The 21,485-nt window shown below is 49.5% G+C and carries 21 protein-coding genes; 17 read left to right on the forward strand and 4 right to left on the reverse strand.

Annotation, left to right across the window (positions count from 1 at the left end):
• From G465_RS0109665 to G465_RS0109685, 5 genes are all read left to right on the forward strand, one after another.
• On the forward strand, positions 1 to 744 hold a 744-nt coding region (locus tag G465_RS0109665), incomplete at its 5' end, for a transporter substrate-binding domain-containing protein (protein ID WP_022654270.1).
• Positions 745 to 850: 106 nt separating this feature from the next.
• Positions 851 to 1,597 carry an amino acid ABC transporter permease gene (locus G465_RS0109670; RefSeq protein ID WP_027405360.1) on the forward strand — a complete coding sequence of 249 codons (747 nt, stop codon included), beginning with the start codon at positions 851 to 853 and terminating at the stop codon, positions 1,595 to 1,597.
• Positions 1,597 to 2,262 carry an amino acid ABC transporter permease gene (locus tag G465_RS0109675; RefSeq protein WP_022654272.1) on the forward strand — a complete coding sequence of 222 codons (666 nt, stop codon included), beginning with the start codon at positions 1,597 to 1,599 and terminating at the stop codon, positions 2,260 to 2,262. The genes G465_RS0109670 and G465_RS0109675 overlap by 1 nt, the downstream gene beginning before the upstream one ends.
• On the forward strand, positions 2,259 to 2,993 hold the full coding sequence (locus G465_RS0109680; RefSeq protein ID WP_022654273.1) for an amino acid ABC transporter ATP-binding protein: 735 nt from the start codon (positions 2,259 to 2,261) through the stop codon (positions 2,991 to 2,993). Before G465_RS0109675 ends, G465_RS0109680 begins: the two co-directional genes overlap by 4 nt.
• Before the next feature lie 74 nt (positions 2,994 to 3,067).
• A complete protein-coding gene (locus tag G465_RS0109685) occupies positions 3,068 to 4,150 on the forward strand; it encodes an asparaginase (RefSeq protein ID WP_022654274.1) in 1,083 nt (360 codons plus the stop codon).
• A gap of 85 nt (positions 4,151 to 4,235) precedes the next feature.
• Here G465_RS0109685 and G465_RS0109690 read toward each other — a convergent pair whose 3' ends face one another.
• Positions 4,236 to 5,012: a BPSS1780 family membrane protein gene (locus G465_RS0109690; protein ID WP_022654275.1), complete on the reverse strand. Its 777-nt coding sequence runs from the start codon at positions 5,010 to 5,012 to the stop codon at positions 4,236 to 4,238.
• A 143-nt stretch (positions 5,013 to 5,155) separates the two neighbouring features.
• On the opposite strand from G465_RS0109690, the gene tkt reads away from it, so the two are divergent.
• The 5 genes from tkt (at position 5,156) to fba (ending at position 11,184) form a co-directional block, all read left to right on the forward strand.
• On the forward strand, positions 5,156 to 7,141 hold the full coding sequence (gene tkt / locus G465_RS0109700; RefSeq protein ID WP_027405362.1) for a transketolase: 1,986 nt from the start codon (positions 5,156 to 5,158) through the stop codon (positions 7,139 to 7,141).
• A gap of 70 nt (positions 7,142 to 7,211) precedes the next feature.
• Entirely contained in the window at positions 7,212 to 8,222 is a 1,011-nt protein-coding gene (gene gap / locus G465_RS0109705) for a type I glyceraldehyde-3-phosphate dehydrogenase (RefSeq protein WP_022654278.1), read from the forward strand.
• A gap of 17 nt (positions 8,223 to 8,239) precedes the next feature.
• Positions 8,240 to 9,412, forward strand: coding sequence for a phosphoglycerate kinase (locus G465_RS0109710; RefSeq protein WP_022654279.1), 1,173 nt, complete (start codon positions 8,240 to 8,242; stop codon positions 9,410 to 9,412).
• An 18-nt stretch (positions 9,413 to 9,430) separates the two neighbouring features.
• Positions 9,431 to 10,057: a LysE family translocator gene (locus tag G465_RS0109715; RefSeq protein WP_022654280.1), complete on the forward strand. Its 627-nt coding sequence runs from the start codon at positions 9,431 to 9,433 to the stop codon at positions 10,055 to 10,057.
• Between the two features lie 62 nt (positions 10,058 to 10,119).
• On the forward strand, positions 10,120 to 11,184 hold the full coding sequence (fba, locus tag G465_RS0109725) for a class II fructose-bisphosphate aldolase (RefSeq protein ID WP_022654281.1): 1,065 nt from the start codon (positions 10,120 to 10,122) through the stop codon (positions 11,182 to 11,184).
• 118 nt (positions 11,185 to 11,302) lie between these two features.
• On the opposite strand, the gene proB is transcribed toward fba, so the two are convergent.
• Entirely contained in the window at positions 11,303 to 12,421 is a 1,119-nt protein-coding gene (gene proB / locus G465_RS0109730) for a glutamate 5-kinase (RefSeq protein ID WP_022654282.1), read from the reverse strand.
• A 141-nt stretch (positions 12,422 to 12,562) separates the two neighbouring features.
• On the opposite strand from proB, the gene G465_RS0109735 reads away from it, so the two are divergent.
• On the forward strand, positions 12,563 to 13,066 hold the full coding sequence (locus G465_RS0109735; RefSeq protein WP_022654283.1) for a tellurite resistance TerB family protein: 504 nt from the start codon (positions 12,563 to 12,565) through the stop codon (positions 13,064 to 13,066).
• On the opposite strand, the gene G465_RS0109740 is transcribed toward G465_RS0109735, so the two are convergent.
• Positions 13,063 to 14,076 (reverse strand): FAD:protein FMN transferase, encoded by a 1,014-nt coding sequence (locus G465_RS0109740; protein WP_245556784.1) that lies wholly within the window; start codon positions 14,074 to 14,076, stop codon positions 13,063 to 13,065. The two genes, G465_RS0109735 and G465_RS0109740, sit on opposite strands and share 4 nt — an antisense overlap.
• Before the next feature lie 232 nt (positions 14,077 to 14,308).
• On the opposite strand from G465_RS0109740, the gene G465_RS14315 reads away from it, so the two are divergent.
• The 6 genes from G465_RS14315 (at position 14,309) to G465_RS14325 (ending at position 21,231) form a co-directional block, all read left to right on the forward strand.
• Positions 14,309 to 15,862: a PAS domain-containing sensor histidine kinase gene (locus G465_RS14315; RefSeq protein ID WP_022654285.1), complete on the forward strand. Its 1,554-nt coding sequence runs from the start codon at positions 14,309 to 14,311 to the stop codon at positions 15,860 to 15,862.
• On the forward strand, positions 15,852 to 16,505 hold the full coding sequence (locus G465_RS0109750; protein WP_022654286.1) for a response regulator transcription factor: 654 nt from the start codon (positions 15,852 to 15,854) through the stop codon (positions 16,503 to 16,505). The genes G465_RS14315 and G465_RS0109750 overlap by 11 nt, the downstream gene beginning before the upstream one ends.
• Before the next feature lie 148 nt (positions 16,506 to 16,653).
• A complete protein-coding gene (locus G465_RS16080) occupies positions 16,654 to 17,031 on the forward strand; it encodes a PAS domain-containing protein (protein WP_027405364.1) in 378 nt (125 codons plus the stop codon).
• Entirely contained in the window at positions 16,949 to 18,301 is a 1,353-nt protein-coding gene (locus tag G465_RS14320; protein ID WP_211213753.1) for a methyl-accepting chemotaxis protein, read from the forward strand. Before G465_RS16080 ends, G465_RS14320 begins: the two co-directional genes overlap by 83 nt.
• A 24-nt stretch (positions 18,302 to 18,325) precedes the next feature.
• Complete coding sequence (locus G465_RS0109765) at positions 18,326 to 20,275, forward strand: PAS domain S-box protein (protein WP_022654287.1); 1,950 nt, start codon at positions 18,326 to 18,328, stop codon at positions 20,273 to 20,275.
• Positions 20,276 to 20,310: 35 nt separating this feature from the next.
• Entirely contained in the window at positions 20,311 to 21,231 is a 921-nt protein-coding gene (locus G465_RS14325) for a response regulator (protein ID WP_022654288.1), read from the forward strand.
• Here G465_RS14325 and G465_RS0109775 read toward each other — a convergent pair.
• Positions 21,217 to 21,485 (reverse strand): RNA-guided endonuclease InsQ/TnpB family protein (locus G465_RS0109775; protein WP_027405366.1); only part of this gene is annotated, 269 nt, incomplete at its 5' end. The genes G465_RS14325 and G465_RS0109775 overlap by 15 nt on opposite strands.

Genomic DNA, 21,485 nt, shown 5'->3' on the forward strand with positions numbered 1-21,485 from the left:
GATCCTTCCCAGCCGATTGGTTACTCCCACGACTTGCAGCTGAAAGTGGTTGAAGCACTGAAAAAAGAGCTGAAACTGCCAAGCCTGAAAGTGAAATACAATCTGGTCACTTCACAAACCCGTATTCCTCTGGTGCAAAACGGCACGGTTGACCTCGAGTGTGGTTCCACCACCAATAATCTTGAGCGTCAGAAACAAGTTGACTTCTCGGTCGGGATTTTCGAAATCGGCACTCGTTTGCTGACCAAGAAAACCTCTGGCATCAGCGATTTCCCTGATCTGAAAGGTAAAAACGTTGTCACCACCGCCGGCACCACCTCTGAGCGCCTGTTAAAAGCGATGAATGTGGAAAAACAACTGAGCATGAATATCATCAGTGCCAAAGACCACGGCGAATCGTTCCTGATGCTGGAATCGGGTCGCGCTGCGGCTTTCATGATGGATGATGCGCTGTTATACGGTGAGATGGCGAAAGCGAAAAACCCAGCTGACTGGGTTGTGACTGGTAAGCCACAATCGTTTGAAATCTACGGATGTATGGTGCGTAAAGGCGATGCCGCCTTTAAGAAAGTAGTGGATGACGCCATCGTTGCGACTTACAAATCTGGTGAAATCAACAAAATTTACAACAAGTGGTTCCAACAGCCCATCCCACCAAAAGGCCTGAACCTCAACTTCCCAATGAGCGATGAACTGAAACAGCTTATCGCCAAACCCACTGACAAATCTGCCGAACAAATGTAAGCCAGTTGGTTTATAAACAACAAGGGGCGTGTCCCCTTGTTGTCAGTAGGGCGTACCGGTATGCCATGTTGCGCAATGCCGGTTTCTGCATGAAAAGGGGATGTCGATGGATTACAACTGGGACTGGGGTGTTTTCTTTAAGTCCACTGGAATTGGTCAGGAAATTTATCTTGACTGGTTTGTTTCTGGCTTGGGCTGGACCATTGCCGTTGCATTGATCGGCTGGTTAATCGCGTTATTCTTGGGCTCGGTATTGGGTGTCTTGCGCACCGTACCAAACCGCTGGCTGTCTGGCTTGGCGACCGCCTATGTCGAGCTGTTCCGTAATGTACCGTTGTTGGTGCAACTGTTTATTTGGTATTTCTTAATCCCCGATCTGTTACCCGAGCCGATCGAAATGTGGTTTAAACAAGATTTAAACCCAGCGACGTCGGCTTATCTCAGCGTCGTGGTCTGCTTGGGATTATTTACCGCCGCCCGTGTCTGTGAACAAGTCCGGACCGGTATTCAAGCCTTGCCTAAAGGCCAAGCGGCAGCAGCTTACGCTTTAGGTTTCAAATTACCGCAAATTTATTCACAAATTCTGCTGCCACAGGCTTTCCGCATCATCATTCCACCGCTGACTTCTGAGTTTCTGAATATCTTCAAAAATTCCTCAGTCGCCTCGTTGATTGGTTTGATGGAGCTGTTGGCACAAACCAAACAAACTGCCGAATTTACTGCCAATTTGTTTGAAGCGTTCACCCTTGCAACGATTATCTACTTCACCCTCAACATGAGCTTGATGCTGTTGATGCGCTGGGTAGAGAAGAAAGTTGCCGTACCGGGCCTGATTTCGGTGGGAGGTAAATAATGGACTTTAGCGCGATTATTCCCGCCCTCCCCGGGATGTGGGAAGGCATGGCGATGACGCTCAAGCTGTTGGTGTTGGGCGTTGTCGGTGGGGTGGCTTTGGGGACGGTCTTGGCGTTGATGCGTTTATCGCACAACCCTCTGCTTTCAAGAGTGGCCGGTGCCTATGTCAACTATTTCCGCTCTATCCCATTGCTGTTGGTGATTACGTGGTTCTATTTTGCCGTACCGTTTGTCTTGCGCTGGCTGACCGGTGAAGACATGCCGATTGGTGCCTTCACCTCGTGTTTAGTCGCTTTCATGATGTTTGAAGCGGCCTATTTCTGTGAAATTGTGCGGGCAGGGATTCAATCGATTCCTAAAGGACAGATGGGCGCGGCTTATGCTTTGGGAATGAATTACGGCCAAGTGATGCGGCTGATTATTCTGCCGCAGGCATTCCGCAAAATGACACCGTTGTTGTTACAGCAAAGCATTATTTTGTTCCAAGACACCTCGTTAGTGTATGCCGTCGGTTTGATGGACTTCTTGAACGCCGCCCGTTCACGGGGCGACATTATCGGCCAGCCGCATGAGTTCCTGATTTTTGCCGGTCTGGTGTATTTCACCATCAGCTTCTCCGCCTCGTTATTGGTTAAGCGTTTGCAAAAAAGGTTAACGGTATGATCTCGATTAAAAATGTCAGCAAGTGGTACGGCGAATTTCAAGTCTTGACCGATTGCACAACCGAAGTCACAAAAGGCGAGGTGGTGGTGGTCTGTGGTCCTTCGGGCTCGGGTAAATCGACCTTGATTAAATGTGTGAATGCACTAGAACCCTTTCAGAAGGGTGATATTGTGGTGGACGGTACATCAATTGCCGACCCTAAAACCGATTTGCCAAAGCTGCGCTCGCGAGTGGGGATGGTGTTCCAACACTTCGAGTTATTCCCACACTTGTCGATCACCGAAAACCTGACTATTGCCCAAATGAAGGTATTGGGGCGTAGTAAAGAAGAAGCGACTGACAAAGGCTTAAAGCTGCTCGACCGTGTTGGCCTGAAGGCTCATGCACATAAATACCCCGGTCAACTGTCCGGCGGTCAACAACAACGGGTTGCGATTGCACGGGCATTGGCGATGGATCCAATCGTGATGCTGTTCGATGAACCCACTTCGGCACTCGACCCTGAAATGGTGAACGAGGTGTTGGATGTGATGGTGCAGTTGGCACAAGAAGGCATGACGATGATGTGTGTGACCCACGAGATGGGCTTTGCCCGCAAAGTGGCAAACCGCGTGATCTTTATGGACCGTGGGCAAATTGTCGAGGATTGCCATAAAGAGGAGTTCTTTGGCAATGTCGATGCCCGTTCCGATCGTGCTAAGCAATTCCTAGCAAAGATTTTGCAACACTGATTTTGTCCCCCTTGGCTGCTGAGTGAAATATTCAGCAGCTTTTTTTTGTTCGTTGTTCTCAAGAGGAAGAAACGATGAAAACCCTCCACAAGCTAGCGCCTTGCTTTGCTGCGATGATGTTTTTGTTGCCTTACCAAGCCGCTCATGCAGAAGCGGCCAAGGCAAAATTGCCTAATGTGGTGATCTTAGCCACCGGTGGGACGATTGCGGGGGCGGGTGCCAGTGCCGCCAACAGCGCGACCTATCAGGCAGCCAAAGTGCCAGTGGACAAATTGATTGCCGGCGTGCCTGAACTGAGCAATATCGCCCAAGTTCGCGGCGAGCAAGTTTTCCAAATTGCATCGGAAAGCTTTACCAACGATCACCTGTTGCAATTAGGCAAGCATGTTGCCGAGTTGGTGAAACGCAGCGATGTTGATGGTGTGGTGATTACCCACGGTACGGATACCTTGGAAGAAACCGCCTACTTCCTCAACTTAGTGCAGCGTACCGATAAGCCTATCGTCGTGGTTGGTTCGATGCGCCCGGGTACCGCCATGTCAGCCGATGGCATGTTAAACCTTTACAATGCCGTTGCCGTTGCAGGCAGTAAAGATTCACGCGGTAAAGGGGTGTTGGTGGCAATGAATGATGAAATTCATTCTGGCCGCGACGTCAGCAAAGCTGTCAATATCAAAACCGAAGCCTTCAAGAGCCCTTGGGGCCCTCTCGGGATGGTGGTTGAGGGAAAAACCTATTGGTTCCGCCTGCCAGCAAAACGCCACACGGTGAATTCAGAGTTTGATATCAAGCGCATTAACGCGCTGCCATCGGTTGATATTGCTTATGGTTATGGCAATGTGACTGACACCGCTTATAAGGCCTTTGCTCAACAAGGGGCAAAAGCGATTATCCATGCTGGCACAGGTAATGGTTCGGTAGCGGCGAAGGTGGTACCTGCATTACAAGACATTCGCAAAAGCGGTGTCCATGTGATTCGTTCTTCTCGTGTCAATGCCGGTGGTTTTGTGTTGCGTAATGCAGAACAGCCTGATGATAAATACGATTGGGTGGTGGCGCATGACCTCAACCCACAAAAAGCGCGTATTTTGGCATCGGTCGCGTTGACCAAGACTCAAGATAGCAAAGAATTGCAGCGTATTTTCTGGGAATATTGATTGCTCGCTGTTGAGTTCTTTAGCCTGTTAAACACCCGCTCCCAGTGATGGGCGTGGGTGTTTTTTCGTTGTACCCAATAGAACATCATTCCAAGAAATGCGCGGTATCTTGTTCTGGTACCATCGGCTGTGGGGTGGGTTGTTGGAATAGATCACAGTAGGCGGTAAACACCGTTAACAACGCCATCGGTAACCAAATCGGCAAACCAAGGCCAAACGGAATGATCGCCAACCCCAACAATGCCGCCATTAGCACCAAATACAGTAATACCGCCGGCCAATGCTTTAACGCGGTCAACAAACTAAGCCACATCGCCCGCAACGCTGGCAATCCTTGAAACACCACTAAAGCCGGCGCTAGCCAATAAGCCAACGCCACCGGCAAAAGAAACAACAAAAACCCAATCAGTAATACTGTCATTTGGCCGTCAACCGATTGTGCCGAACGCAATAGGGCATCGCTTTCTGCGGGCACTGAACTGCCCCAAATCCCTAGGCCAATTCCCAACACGATGGCGGCCAAAACCATCCCAACCAGGTAATACACCCCCACGGTTAACAATGGCACTGGTTGTAGGCGGAAACCGGCAAACAATTGCTGCCAACGTGGAGGAATGCCCATTTGTTGGCCAACCGCAGCATATAAAAACCCAGCGAGAAACGCTGGAGCACACAACACAGCCAATAATTGACCAATACCGGGAAGAAAGTGCATGAGTGCACTGACCAGAAAATGGCACCCTGCCAACATCAGCCATGCTTTGGGTTGTTGTTTAAGTAAGAAAAAAGCATCGCGAATCCAAAACCAGCCACGCAAAGTCTGTGTTTGTGGCGAAGTCGGTGGCGTAGGCAATGATGTCATGAAGAAAACCCTTATTTTATTAAACTGAGATCCTTGCGCTGGTTGCCGCCTATGGCAGCAATCGGCGATAATTGCATGATTTTTTTACTCGCTTTTTTGCGTTCTTCCCTTTCCCGCCCGACAAGCAAGGTCTTTTCCTGAAAATGTTCATGCGTAAACAGCTCGCCAATGCCATCCGTGTTCTTAGCATGGATGCCGTACAACAGGCCAACTCTGGCCACCCTGGAATGCCAATGGGGATGGCAGATATTGCCGTTGCCCTGTGGAAATATCACCTCAAACACAACCCAAGCCACCCACAATGGGCCGACCGTGACCGGTTTGTGTTGTCCAACGGCCATGGCTCCATGTTGCTGTATAGCCTGTTGCATCTCACAGGATACGACGTGTCACGGGAAGACTTAAAAAACTTCCGCCAGCTGCACAGCAAAACCCCCGGCCACCCTGAATATGGTTACGCCCCGGGCATTGAAACCACGACCGGCCCCTTGGGGCAAGGGATTAGCAACGCAGTTGGGATGGCGCTGACAGAACGATTGTTAGCCGATGAATTCAACCGCGATGGCTTCCCTATCGTCAACCACCACACCTATGTGTTCTTGGGTGATGGCTGTTTAATGGAAGGGATTAGTCACGAAGCCTGCTCATTGGCTGGGACTTGGGGCTTGGGTAAGCTGATTGCCTTCTATGACGACAACGGCATTTCGATTGATGGTGATGTCGAAGGCTGGTTTACCGATGATACGCCAGCGCGCTTTGAAGCCTATGGCTGGCAAGTCATCCGTGCGGTGGATGGTCATGATATCGATGCCGTATTGCAAGCGATTGACGCAGCTAAAGCAGACAGCAACAAACCGACCTTGATTTGCTGCCGTACCGTGATTGGTAAGGGTGCGCCCAATAAAGAGGGGGGGCATGATGTGCATGGCGCGCCCTTGGGTGCAGCCGAAATTGCTGCTGCACGCGAAGCGCTGCAATGGCCACATGCCCCATTTGATATTCCAGCGGACATCGCTGCTGAGTGGGATGCCCGTGCACAAGGCGCGGCTGCCGAAGCGGAATGGAACAGCCTGTTTGCTGCATACCGCAATGCCCATCCTGAATTAGCTGCAGAATTTGAGCGCCGGATGCAAGGCGAATTACCTGCCCAGTGGCAAGCGCATTATGAAGCGGCGATTGCTGCGGTTAACAGCAAAGCAGAAACCATCGCCACCCGCAAAGCATCACAAAATGCCATCGGTGTGTTTGCCGAAGTCTTGCCGGAATTGGTCGGTGGTTCAGCTGATTTAACCCCATCAAACCTGACCAATTGGAAAACCAGCCGCAGTATTTCGCGTGAAACCTCGGGCAACTATGTCCACTATGGCGTGCGCGAATTTGGTATGGCAGCGATTATGAACGGGATGGCCCTTCACGGCGGGGTAAAACCGTTTGGTGCCACGTTCTTGATGTTCAGTGAATACGCTCGCAATGCCTTGCGGATGGCGGCGTTGATGAAAATTAACCCGTTGTTTGTCTTTACTCACGACTCGATTGGTCTGGGTGAAGATGGCCCAACCCACCAGCCAGTGGAGCAAATCGCAACCCTGCGCTTGATTCCCAATATGAACGTATGGCGGCCATGCGATACGCTTGAATCCTTGATCGCTTGGGGTGAAAGCTTAGCTCGCCAAGATGGCCCGTCCACCTTGATCTTCAGCCGCCAAAACTTGCCATTTATCCAACGTGAAGCGCCGCAAATCGAAGACATTAAGCGCGGTGGTTATGTGTTGCGTGATGCAGATGAAGCACGGGCAGTGATTATTGCAACGGGTTCCGAAGTCGAATTGGCACTGAAAGCACAACAACAGCTGGCAGATGAAGGCTTGGCTGTGCGGGTGGTGTCGATGCCATGTACCCGTTTGTTTGATCAGCAAACACGCAGTTATATCGAAGCGGTGTTGCCGCCAAACTTACCCCGTGTTGCCGTCGAAGCAGGGGTAACCGACTACTGGCGTAAATATGTCGGCTTGACCGGCGAAGTGGTGGGGATTGATTCCTTTGGTGAATCGGCACCTGCCTCGGTGTTGTTTGAGCATTTTGGTATTACCCCTGCCGCAGTGATCAAAGCAGTCAAAGCAGTGCTGTAAATCGTAGCAGCCTAGGTTGGGGTGCCAATTATTGCACCTCAACACAACACAACTATCTCAGGAGAAAAACATGGCGATCCGTGTAGCGATCAATGGTTATGGCCGTATTGGCCGTCAAGTATTACGTGCAATCTATGAAAACAACCTGCGCGACGAGTTTGAAGTGGTGGCAGTCAATGCTTCTGGTGATTTAGCAACCAACGCCCACCTGACCCAATTTGACACCGTTCACGGCCGTTTTAACGCCACTATCAGCCACGACGACAACCATTTAATCGTCAATGGTGATGTAATTCCTTTCTTCTCAACCCGTAACCCTGCTGAATTGCCGTGGGCGGCGTTGAATGTGGATTTGGTGATGGAATGTACCGGCGCCTTCACCACCAAAGAAAAATGCCAAGCTCACATTGATGCTGGCGCGAAAAAAGTCCTGATCTCTGCCCCAGGTGGCGATGATGTCGATGCGACTATTGTCTATGGTGTGAACCACGATGTGCTCACCGCCGACATGACTGTGGTGTCGAACGCTTCGTGCACCACTAATTGCTTGGCACCTGTTGCCAAAGCATTGAACGATGGTTTGGGTATCAAAAAAGGTCTGATGACCACCATCCACGCTTTCACCAATGACCAAGTGTTAACCGATGTGCGCCATAAAGACCTGCGCCGCGCTCGTTCCGCCACTCACAATATGATTCCAACTAAAACCGGCGCCGCCAAAGCTGTTGGTTTGGTATTGCCAGAACTGAAAGGCAAATTGGATGGCTTTGCGGTGCGCGTGCCAACCATCAATGTGTCGTTGGTGGATTTAACATTTGAAGCCGGTCGTGACACCAGCGTCGCTGAAGTGAACGAAATCGTCAAAGCCGCTGCAGAAGGTGCGATGAAAGGCGTGTTGGGTTACAACACCTTGCCTTTGGTATCGTCCGACTTTAACCACAGCAGCGAAGCCTCTTGCTTCGACAGCACCCTCACCAAAGTCAGCAACGGCAATATGGTGAAAGTGTTGGCATGGTATGACAACGAGTGGGGCTTCTCGTGCCAGATGTTGAACACCGCCCGTGCTCTGTTTAACTGCTAAGAAAGCGGCAACAGCTTATGCAATTTAAGAAACTAACCGATCAGGTACTCGCCGGCCAGCGAGTGTTGATTCGCGTCGATATGAACGTGCCAGTGAAAAACGGCACCCTCGGTGACGACACTCGGATCCGCGCTTCGTTGCCCTCGATTCAGCACGCCCTGTATAACGGTGCGGCGGTGATTTTGATGACCCACTTAGGCCGCCCCACCGAAGGTGAGCCCAAACCCGAAGACAGCCTCGCGCCGGTCGCTGCGCGTTTGGGTAGCTTGTTGGGTAAAACCGTGCCGGTGGTCAGCGATTGGCAAAATGGTTTGTCACTCAATCCGGGCGATGTGGTGATGTTAGAAAACGTCCGTCTCAACAAAGGGGAAAAGAAAAACAACCCCGATTTGGGTCGGGCCTATGCCAGTTTGTGCGATATCTTTGTCAACGATGCCTTTGGTACCGCCCATCGTGCCGAAGCCTCCACGCATGCGGTAGCGCAGTTTGCGCCGGTGGCATGTGCCGGTATCTTGCTGGCGGCTGAACTCGATGCGTTAGGTCGCGCTTTAGAAAGCCCTGCTCGTCCACTGGTGGCGATTGTCGCTGGTTCGAAAGTCTCGACTAAGTTGACCATTCTCGAATCGTTGGCGGATAAAGTCGATCAGCTGATCGTGGGTGGCGGGATTGCCAATACCTTCTTATTGGCTGAAGGTCATGGCATCGGTAAATCGTTAGCTGAGCCAGAGTTGGTAGCCGAAGCGCAAAAGGTGATTGCCAAGATTAAAGCGCGTGGTGGTCATGTGCCGCTGCCGGTTGATGTGGTAACCGCACCAGAATTTTCTGAGAATGCAGAAGATACCCTTAAGCCAGTCGAAGATGTCACCAAAAATGACATGATTCTCGACATCGGCCCACAATCCGCCGCCCAATTGGCCGAGATTGTGGCGAAAGCCGGTACGGTGGTGTGGAATGGACCAGTTGGGGTGTTTGAGTTCGACCAATTCGCCGAAGGCACCGAAACCTTGGCTCGTGCCATTGCCGATTCTAAAGCCTTCTCGATTGCTGGTGGCGGTGATACCTTGGCGGCAATTGCCAAGTTCGGCGTCACTGACAAAATCAGTTATATCTCGACCGGCGGTGGGGCTTTCTTAGAGTTCCTCGAAGGCAAACAACTGCCCGCAGTGGCAGTGTTAGCCGAACGAGCCTAAGCGTTATAAGGATAGGGTATGTCGCTCAATGCGTGGTTGTTATATGTCGCTACGGTGTTTTTTGTCTCGGCTACGCCGGGCCCGAATATGTTGTTAGCGATGACGCATGGTATTCGCTACGGCGTGCGCCATACCCTGCCCACTTTAGCCGGTTTGTTATTGGCCTTGGGCATTATCATGTGCGGTTCTGCCCTAGGGCTCGGTGCTTTGCTCGCGACCTCGGAATTATTATTCTCGGTGGTGAAATATGCCGGCGCAGCCTATTTGGTATGGCTCGGTATTAAGACATGGCGCGCACCAGCCAGTCCCTTACAAGAAAGCGCAGCAGCGGTGGTGATGGATACCCCGTGGCAACGCTTTCGCACCGGCTTTTTGGTTGCGATGAGCAACCCAAAAGCCTTTGTTTTTTTCACTGCGCTGTTCCCGCAATTTATGAACGCCCAAGCCGATCAATCGCTGCAATTGGCGATTTTGGCGGCAACCTTCTTTGTCATCGAAAGCACATGGCAAATGGTGTATGCCACCGGAGGGGCCAAGTTAAAAAGCTGGCTCAATACCCCCTTGCGCCTACAATGGCTTAATCGTTTTGCCGGTGGTTCTTTTGCTGTGGCTGGGGTGGCGCTCACGAGCGTGAGCAGACAGTGATAGGCAGTATTTTCTTTCTGTAGCGCGGCCTGCCGCGCTGTTTTCTTTTTGGAGGTAGCCCGATGGCTCTCGTCTCTCTGCGTCAACTTCTCGATCATGCGGCTGAATTCAGCTATGGCCTGCCCGCTTTTAACGTGAACAACCTCGAACAAATGCGTGCCATCATGGAAGCCGCAGATAAAGTCGATGCACCGGTGATTGTGCAGGCCTCGGCAGGGGCGCGTAAGTACGCAGGTGCGCCTTTCTTACGTCATTTGATTTTGGCGGCAGTGGAAGAATTTCCACATATTCCGGTGGTCATGCACCAAGACCACGGCACCAGCCCAGATGTTTGCCAGCGTTCCATCCAGCTCGGCTTTAGTTCGGTGATGATGGATGGTTCGCTGAAATCTGACGGTAAAACCCCTGCTGACTATGCCTATAACGTCGATGTGACGCGCACGGTGGTCAATTTTGCCCATGCGTGTGGGGTGTCGGTGGAAGGGGAAATTGGCTGTTTGGGTTCTTTAGAAACGGGTAAAGCCGGTGAAGAAGATGGCGTAGGCGCTGAAGGGGTGTTGGATCACAGCCAGTTATTGACCGACCCAGAAGAAGCGGCGCAATTTGTCAAAGATACCGGTGTCGATGCCTTGGCGATTGCGATTGGTACCAGTCACGGTGCGTATAAATTCAGCAAAAAGCCTACTGGTGATGTGTTGCGCATTGACCGTATTAAAGAAATCCATGCCCGTATTCCTAACACCCACTTGGTGATGCACGGTTCTTCCAGCGTGCCGCAAGAGTGGTTGCAGATTATCAACGAATTCGGTGGCGATTTAGGCGAGACCTATGGTGTGCCAGTCGAAGAAATTGTTGAAGGCATTAAACACGGCGTGCGTAAAGTGAATATCGACACCGATTTACGCTTGGCTTCCACCGGCGCGATTCGTCGTTTCTTGGCTCAACACCCCAATGAATTCGACCCACGTAAGTATCTGAAAGCCTCGACCGATGCCATGCGTGATATTTGTATTGCACGCTATGAAGCGTTTGGTGCAGCAGGGATGGCAAGCAAGATTAAACCCGTCAACCTCGACCTGATGGCAAACCGTTATGCCAAGGGTGAGTTAGCGCAAATCGTTCGCTAATCCTCTCGGTTGTATTGGCAGAGGCACACGATAGTGTGCCTCTGCTCAACTTTCTTCTCTCTTATCCAATGCACGGAAAGCCTCAGGATTGAGCCCGAGGTCGAGAGCGTGGCCAAGTCTAGATATTCACCATATTATCGCGGTGGATCAGTTCGGGTTCGACCAGATAACCCAAGATGCTTTCTAATTCACGAGTTGGGCGGCGCATAATGAGACGGGCTTCATCGGCGCTATAGTTGACCAAACCGCGTGCCACTTCTTGCCCTTGTTCATCGACACAAGCAACAACCTCACCGCGTAAAAACTCGCCTTCTACGGCAGCAACACCAATCGGCAATAAACTCACCGTACCGCTGGCAACCGCTTTTGCTGCACCGGCATCCAACACCAAACGACCTGCCAATTGCAGATGATCGGCCAACCATTGTTTGCGCGCCGCAAGGCGAGTGGTTGGGGCGACCAATTGGGTACCGATGGCCTCTCCATCAGCAAGGCGCGACAAGACATTGTCTTCACGACCACAGGCAATCACCGTTGCTGCACCAGAACGGGCGGCGCGTTTGGCAGCAATAATTTTGGTCAACATGCCGCCAGTACCAACGTTTGACCCAGCACCACCTGCCATTTCTTCTAGGGCAGGGTCGCCGGCTTGGGCCTCATGGACAAAACTGGCATCAGGATTTTTGCGTGGATCGGCGGTATACAGCCCTTTTTGATCGGTCAGAATAATCAGCGCATCGGCTTCAATCAGATTGGTGACCAATGCCCCCAAAGTATCATTATCACCAAAGCGAATTTCCGAGGTCACGACGGTATCGTTCTCATTGATGATCGGCACCACATTCATTTTTAACAGTGTGGTTAGGGTAGAACGGGCGTTCAGATAACGGGTGCGGTCGGCGAGGTCTTCATGGGTCAGTAAAATTTGCGCGGTTTTGAGGCCATGACTGCGAAAAGCGGTTTCATAGGCCTGTGCTAAACCCATTTGCCCCACGGCAGCGGCGGCTTGCAACTCGTGGACCGCTTTTGGGCGTGTACTAAAACCAAGCCGTTGCAATCCTTCGGCAATCGCACCAGAGGACACCAGCACCACTTCTTTACCACGGCGCACTAAGTCGGCAATTTCTGCGGCCCAACGATTGAGGGCTTGATGATCGAGCCCGCGACCATCATTTGTCACTAAACTGGAACCAACCTTAATCACAATACGCTGGCTGGCATGAATAAGCGATTGCATGTTGTAGATTCTTTCGCAAAATAGATGCGGCGGATTATAACGCTGTGCCGGCGCGGCTAGAAATTAAGCCAGTTTTAAGCCATATTACGGCATGATGGCTGCACGTAATCTATCCCTTAGCCTTACCTTTAGGAGAATGACATGGGTTTGTTTGATATGTTCAAAAGCGATTCTGGCGACCAAATGACACCACACTTGGCATTTGCTACCTCGCTGTTGTACATGATCGCCGCCGATGGTGAATTTGATAATGAAGAAATTGGTCATTTGCTGTCGGTGTTAGGTGGGGAAGAAAGCGGTGGTTCGATTGGTGTGGGGGCAAATAACCGCGCCTTGTTGGACTCGGCCCAGCGTTATGTGCGTAAACACAGCGTGGATGAATTCATCCGCGAAGCCGCGCCTTTGCTGTCTGATGCCCAAAAGATGTGTATTTTGGTCAACCTGATTGATTCTTCCTTGGCCGATGGTCAACCAGAACCAGAAGAACAAGTGATGTTTGGCAAGTTCTTAGCGGGCTTTGGTATCGGTGAAGAACGTTTCCGTCCTTTCTTTGAAGTGATTGTGTTGAAGAACGACCGTTCGGTGTTCACCAACGCCAACCACCCGAAAAACGCCCCAGGCTTCCAAGTTACCTTGCCGCGTTAATCTATAAGCTGGCTGTGGGGTGGGGCAATCAACCACTCCACACGGCTTTGCATCACCCGATTCAGTTTGACTTCACCATTCCCTTCCACCAGCAACACCCCTGCCACACCAAATCGCTGCGCATAATCAACAACTTGTGCTGGTGCACTGAAGTAAATCGGTTTACTTGCTACATCCGAGCGCAGCCCTGCGCCCACGCCTCCATGAATTAACACCGTAGCCGATTGCCTTTGGCATGTACTGTATCCCGTTTTTGGCAGAATTAAATGGCAATAACGCCGGTTTTGATAGACAAAATAGCGTTGATAATCGCCAGACGTCCCAATCGCCTCGCCATCTGCCAAATTGAGTATGGCCATCGCTACGCCTTGCCGTGGATGTTGAATACCGACTCGCCATGGCTGCTTAGGCGCTTTTTGTCCCATCGCCAAAATATTGCCGCCGATATTGATTAGGGCATGTTGTACCTGATGCTGGCGCAGTATCTGTGCCACCCGATCTAACGCCCAACCTTTCGCCATGCCACCAAAGTCGAGTGCAATATGGGCTTGGCGGCTGTGGGCTTGGTTACCATTGAGTTCAATCGCCAGTGTTGTCGGTGGTGGGGTCAGTAACTGTTGCAAGGTCGCGGCTGGTGGCGGTTGGGGGGCGGCATGTTCTTGTTGGAATCCCCATTCGCGAATCAATAAGCCGATGGCTGGATTAAACAGGCCATCACTGAGCCGTTCAGATTGTTGGCTTGCGCGGATCAGCTCTGCCAATTCTGCTGACACTGTGGTGCTGTGTCCGCTTTGCAATGCACGATTGACCTGAAATAGCTCACTGTCGGTTTGCCATGGGTGGAGTTGACGATGTAGGCGGTCGAGTTCTTGTAAGGCAGCACGGATGGCCTGTTGTGCGGTTTCTGGGCGAGTCTGTGCGATGCTGATTTCCACTCGAGTACCGAAAACATAACTTTCTTGCTGTTGTAATGAAACTTCTGATTGACAACCAGCCAGAATAAAAAGCACACATAACGCAATGAAGTGGGTGGGTAAGTGGAAATTTAGTGTGAAATTTTTTGATATTTTGATATTATAAATCAAAATAATGTAGAAAAAATGCGTATTCAGCATGCTGCCTATCCATCTTTTGTACTGTTTTTAACAAGAGTGTTTATTATGTGCAGCCTAAGAAAAAATTGCAGAAACCTTCATTTTTCAAAAAATAAAACCCTAACCACGCTCTTTCAATGTTAAAGGCATGAGAGAAAAACGGCTAAACAGACCTTTTTCGTCTCGATCTCGTTCGCGTTTTCGTGAGCGTTATGCACAACGACAGCAACAGACGTTGTTGCAGGGACGTCATTTATCAAAGGTACTCAATCAGTTGCCGGCGACCATTGCATATTGGGACCGCCATCTGAAAAACTGTTTCGCCAATAATGCATATCGGATATGGTTTGGGGTTAATCCTAATGATATATTTCAAAAACATATTCGATTTGCCCTCGGCGAAGCCCTCTATCGTAAGAACCTTCCTCATATCCAAGCCGCACTACGCGGTGAAATGCAAACCTTTGAACGGGCGATTCCCTCACCGGATAGTAGTCATGTTCGCTATGGTCAAGTGAGCTATATCCCAGACATTCATCCAGACGGTGTCCGTGGTTTCTATGTTTTTGTGTTTGATATCTCACCACAAAAAATTTCACAGTTTGCTTTGGTTGCCAGTGAAGAGCGTTATCGGGCGGTAGTTGAAGATCAGACAGAGCTAATCTCACGTCTCCACCCAAACGGGGGGTTTTTATTTGCTAATCAAGCCTATTGCCGTTTTTTTGGTAAATCCTTGGCTGAGCTGATGCAAGGCCAATGGCAACCGGTGGCACATCCTGATGATTTACCCTTGATTGCGGCGGAACTGAAAAAACTCTCTCCACATTGTCCGGTGGTAATTATTGAAAATCGCGTCTATTCCGCTAACGGACAAGAACATTGGATGCAGTTTGCCAATCACGGTTTTTTCGACAGCAGCGGTCGTTTGGTCGAAATTCAATCGGTGGGGCGCGATATTACCGCCCGCAAACAGGCAGAAGCCGCCTTACAAGAAGCCCACGATACCTTAGAACACAAGGTGGTGGAACGAACAGAACAATTGCGGCGATTGGCGATTGAGGCGACCTTGGCCGAAGAACGCGAGCGCCGAGCGATTGCCCGCGATTTACATGATGATTTAGGGCAAATCCTGCACATCATGAAAATTCGTTTAGAATTGCTAAAAAAATCAGCCTCCCCAGCACAAAAAGACAATCTCACAGCATTAGAGCTTTTTACGCACCGTGCCAGTTCCTTAGTCCGTTCTTTTACCGCCCAACTGAGCCCACCGGTTTTAGAAAATCTTGGTTTAGCTGCCGCGCTACGTTGGTTGGAAAAAGAAATATTGGACATCTACGGCCTTGCCGTTAGCACTGATATTCAAGAACCCAGTTGCACCCTATCGCATACCCAAGCGGTGATTTTGTTTCGCATTGCCCGTGAATTGCTGATCAATGTCACCAAACATGCCGAAGTCGATGAAGCTGAGCTCAGTTTACGTTTTGATGGTGAGCAAGTGCTGTTGCGTGTCAGTGATCACGGTCGAGGCATTGCCAATCAAGAACAGGCCTTAAGTGGTGTTTCGGGTTTTGGTCTGAATAGTGTGCGTGAACGCATTACCTTTTTAGGCGGAAGCATGAGTTTGCTTTCTGGTCCACAGCAAGGGTTAACCGTTACCGTCAAATTACCCGTAGAACAGAAAGGAGAAAAACATGACCATTAAAATCATGCTTGCAGATGACCATAAGATGTTTCGTGAAACTTTGAAAATTCCCCTCAATGCCGAAGCGGATCTTCAAGTCATCGCCGAGGCGGGTCAAGGAAAAGAATTGTTAGCGTTATTAGAACAACACCAGCCAGATGTCTTAGTGTTGGACATTAACCTACCAGACATTCATGGCATTGAACTGGCGAAATATATTTCGCGGGAAAGGCCATTGATTAAAATTTTGGCGTTGTCTGGCTACACCGAAAAAATCTTTATTGATGAGATGTTGCAAGCTGGTGCGATGGGCTATGTGGTGAAATCCGCTGGCTCTGATGAGTTAATTACCGCCGTGCGTACCGTAGCGGGTGGGGAACGGTTTTTATCCCCGGATGTCGCACACAACTTTGCGGCATCGGCCATTTCTCATTCTTCCTCCGACCTTGATCCACCATTAGCGTTATTAGGCCGGCGTGAACGTCAAGTGCTGGCGCTGTTAGCACAAGGGCTAAGATCACACGAAATTGCCGTGCAAATGGGGATTGCACCTTCTACAGTAGAAGTTCACAGACGCAATATTCGCCAAAAACTCGGCTTAACTTCGATTGCTGAGTTAACTAAGTACGCTTTACGCAAAAAAATCGTTTATTTGTATAGCTAATACATGTTTTTGTTAATTGATGATCATGATGCGTCTGTCTATCATTCGCCGCGTCACGTTGTGCATAAAAATACCTAAATCAGCATGATGGCTTAACCTATGTAGGTTTTTTGATTCACCCTAATTTCATGTCATTGGAGTGCTTGCTGTGCGCGTCAACCAACCCGTAATAACGCAGGTCGAAACATTGTTGCCAAAAGATCAGTTCATTTACTCCCGAACTGATCTCAAAGGCATCATCGTCGAAGCTAATCAAGCTTTTGCAGACATCAGTGCCTATACCCGTGAAGAAATGATAGGCCAGCCGCATAACTTAGTGCGGCATCCTGACATGCCACCACAGGCATTTGAGGATATGTGGCGCGACTTAAAAGCGGGACGGCCTTGGCGTGGATTGGTGAAAAACCGCCGCAAAGATGGCGGGTTTTACTGGGTGGTGGCGAATGCTTCACCAGTACGTGAAAACGGCAAAATCGTTGGCTATCGTTGGCTATCAATCCGTGCGCACTTCCCCAGAACGACATGAAGTGGAAGCAGCAACTGTTGCCTACGACAAACTATTAAAAGGCGATCGTTCCATTCGCGTCTTTCATGGCCGAGTGGTACCAGCACGGCGCTCGCCTTGGGCGGTGTTTTGTTGTTCAGAAGTACAACCATGGTTGATTGGGGGAAGCTCGCTGCTGTTGAGTGGCTTGGTGTTGTTGCAACAATTCTTCCCCAGTGCTTGGTTACAAGCTTTGCTGTTGCCGCTGTCGTTATTGATGTTGTTGATTGCATTGTTTTTCTTGGCTGTTTTTGTCCCAACTTTCAACAGAGAAATTGCTTTGTTGACCGAGTACTTAGAAAAGTTGTTGTTGTCGGGTGATTTAACACAGCGTTTTGATTTAAAAAGGCAAGATCCAGTTGGGGTGATTGCACGCAAAATTGACCGTTTTGTGTCGTCAATCCAAGCCACGATACAGTGTATGGCCGACTCGGCACGCCAAGTGCGTTCGATCGCAGCGGATGTCAGTCAAGGCGTAACCCATGTGCAATTCTCTGCACAACAGCAGAATCAAGCCACGAATGCGGCGGCGGCAGGGATTGAAGAAATCACCATGTCAATTGCCGAAGTCGCCACCCGTGCGGCTCATACATGTGGTTCTGCCGCAGGTGCAACGACTTTGTCTGAACAAGGTGCAGCCTTATCACAACAAGCGTGCGCTACCATTTTGTCATTGGCCGATACGGTGAAACAATCGGCAGTGCAGGTTGAACAATTGGGTAAACAATCGGAAGAAATTTCTCGAATTACCGGTGTGATTAAAGAAATTGCCGAACAGACTAATTTATTAGCACTGAACGCTGCCATTGAAGCAGCGCGGGCGGGTGAAATGGGGCGGGGCTTTGCGGTGGTGGCGGATGAAGTCCGCAAACTGGCCGAACGAACCGCCAATGCCACCGAAGAAATTAGCAGCATGATTCAAGCGGTACAAGCCGAAACCGGCAAAGCAGTAGGTGGAATGCGTGGGGGGGCCGAGCAAGTCGAGCGTGGCGTGTCGTTGGTACAACAAGCGCAAGACTATCTGCACAACATCAATCAGCAAATGCAGCAAACCACCCAGATGGTGAGTGATATTTCTCTCTCGGCACAAGAACAAAATCAGGCCATGAGTTCGGTGGCAGAAAATGTTGAGAGTATTGCCGTCATGACAGAACAAAATATGAAAGTGGTGGAGTTGACAACCGATACCGTACAACACCTTAACAAAATGGTACACAGAATGGAAAAAGCAGTCAAACAATATTCTGTGTAACAAATTTTTTATAAAGGTTATCTCGTGCTCCATTCCACATTACATGGCAAAAAAAACTTCTCTCATCAAGAAATTGAGTATTTATCTCATTTGCGCTTTGCCATTGATCAACACGCCATTGTCAGTATCGCCAATGCCGCCGGTGATATTATTGATGTGAATGATAAGTTTTGTGAAATCAGTGGCTATTCCCGCGAAGAACTGATTGGTAAAAACCACCGCTTATTAAAATCAGCAGAACATTCCCCAGCCTTTTTCCGTCAAATGTGGATGACTATTGCCTCGGGTAAGGTATGGCAAGGGGAAATTTGTAATTTTAATAAACAAGGTCAAGAATATTGGGTGCGCTCGACTATTGTGCCTTTTTTAGATGAAAATGGCCTGCCTCTACAATATCTTTCTATTCGTACTGATATTACTTACACCAAGTTGGCTGAAGGAAGGTTGAGGGTATTTCGCCGTTTAATTGAAACCACGGAACAAGCAATTCGGGTATCGGATGCAGAAGGTCGGATTCAATATGTGAACCCAGCTTACGAGCGTTTATTGGGTTATCGCAGCCGCGAAGTGTTAGGGCGTGATTTTGTTGCAGTGGGAACGGCTGGACAGCAAGAAGAAAGAGTGTCTGAGGTTTTAAAAACATTAGCAGAAGGGAAAAGCTGGACAGGTCTATTAAAATTGACGCGTAAAGATGGCTCGGAATTTATGAGCCTAAGTAATTTAGGCCCAATTATGGACCCTAATACCGGCAAATTAGCCAACACCTTTAATATGTTTGTCGATTACTCGGCAGAAATTGATCGACAACAAGCGTTAGAGCGGGCGGTTGAAGAAGCTAATGAAGCGAATCAGGCCAAATCAGAATTTCTCTCGCGGATGAGCCATGAACTACGGACACCAATGAATGCAATTATTGGTTTCTCATCTTTAATGGAAATGGATGATGAACTCAGCGAAAATAATCGCGATAATGTAAATGAGATTATTAAGGCCAGCCGCCATCTACTGCAGTTGATTAACGAAGTATTAGATTTAGCACGGGTTGAAGCCAGAAAAGTCGAGCTATCAATAGAACCGGTGGATTGTGTTGTTTTGGTCGAAGAATGTCACAGCTTATTACGACCCTTATTAGAAAAATCAGAAGTTAGTCTCAAAATCAGTCTACCCGAACCGTTTATTGTTCGTGCTGATCATATTCGCCTAAAACAAGTATTGCTGAATTTAATCTCGAATGCGATTAAATATAATCGGCGTGGCGGTAAAGTATGTATTCAAGGTGAAACAATCGAAACGACATCAGGCCATTTTTTACGCTTACACGTTCAAGACACCGGCAACGGTATTGCGCCTGAGCGCATGAAAGAATTATTCCGACCCTTTAATCGCTTGGGTGCCGAGTATGGCGAGATCGAGGGAACAGGGATTGGTTTGGTCATCACCCACAGCTTAGTTGAGTTGATGGGAGGAGAAATCGGTGTTTCGAGTGAATTAGGTAAGGGCAGTGATTTTTGGATTCAGCTACCGGCGGAAGTCTTACCTGAGCTACAAGAAACCACTACCGCCACCGCTACTGCCACCGCCCCCGATCAACAACAGCGCCGCTATACCGTGCTGTATATCGAGGACAATCCTGCTAATATCAAATTGGTAACCCAAGCCTTGGCGCGACTGCCGCATATTTCGCTGTTCACCGCCCATACCCCATCGTTAGGACTGGACTTGGCACATCATCACCAACCGGATTTGATTTTGTTAGATATCAATTTGCCGGGGATGAACGGTTATCAAGTCCTCGCCGAGCTAAAAAATCGTACCCGCACCGCGTCGATTCCGGTGATTGCGATTACTGCCAACGCCATGCGACGCGATATTGAACGCGGTAAGCAAGCTGGTTTTGCCGAGTATTTAACCAAGCCATTGGATATCAGTCTGTTTTTACGGACCGTCAATGAATTTCTGGAAAGGTCTGAGTAAAGGATGTCGGTTAGCCAGCAACAGAAGGTATTGCGATGAAACCAGAAATTAAATCAGCGCATATTTTATTGGTGGACGATGAGCCAGCCAATTTAAAGCTGTTACAAAAAATTCTGCAGGGCGAGGGGTTTATTCATCTCACGGCTATTTCAGATCCGCGTTTGGTGGTATCGACCTATCAGCAACAACGGGTAGATTTGATTCTGTTGGATTTGAATATGCCGCATCTCGATGGTTTTGCGGTGATGGAACAGCTGTTTGCTCTCAATCAGCCACTATTGGCACCGATTGTGATGCTAACTGCGCAAGCGCAGCATAACATTATGTTGAAAGCGTTAACCTTAGGGGCACGCGACTTTATCACCAAACCTTTTCACCGCATCGAGTTGTTGGCGCGGGTACGCAATCTATTAGAAGCCCACTTGGCTCATCGTTTTTTGGAACAACGCAAAGCGGTATTAGAAGAAATGGTGGCTGAACGGACGCAGGAATTAAATCGTTCCCATCAAAAAATTGTTCGTCTGTTGGCCAAGGCTGCTGAATTTCGCGACAACGAAACCGGCGCGCATGTGCTGCGGATGAGCCATACCGCCAGTATGTTAGCAAAGCGTTTGGGATGGGATGAGAAACAGTGTGAATTGTTGTTTTATGCCAGCCCGATGCACGATGTCGGCAAAATTGGCATCTCAGACACGATTTTGCTCAAACCCGGGCGATTGACACCGGAAGAACGATTCATCATGGAACAGCATGCTGAGATTGGTGCGCGGATTTTAGAAGAACACCATGTTGACATCCTCCCCGCCCTAAAGAGCGGGGATTCCTACGGCGCTTTGGACTTGAAACAGCCCGAAGTCGCTTCGGTGGGTTCCTGCTGCTGGCGGCCTTGCTGCACCACTCACTTCACAGGCGAACTGGGTATGTCCTACCCTTTTTGTGACTTATGCGGCAGCTAAAATCGCTTGGCCGCGTTTTAGAACATTGATCGCACCGACAACATCGGCGTGATTTTCATAGCCACATTGCACACAAGCAAATTTAGCCTGAGTTTGGCGGTTATTTGCTGATACATGACCGCAACTTGGGCAAGTACGGCTGGTGTTTTGTGGCGGTACGGCGATGAGATAACCGCCGTTCCAAGCCAATTTGTAATCTAGCTGTCGTCTGAACTCACCCCAGCCTTGATCAAGGATAGATTTGTTCAGACCAG

The sequence above is a fragment of the Aquaspirillum serpens DSM 68 genome (genome assembly GCF_000420525.1).
In the GTDB taxonomy this organism is placed as follows: Bacteria; Pseudomonadota; Gammaproteobacteria; order Burkholderiales; family Aquaspirillaceae; genus Aquaspirillum; species Aquaspirillum serpens.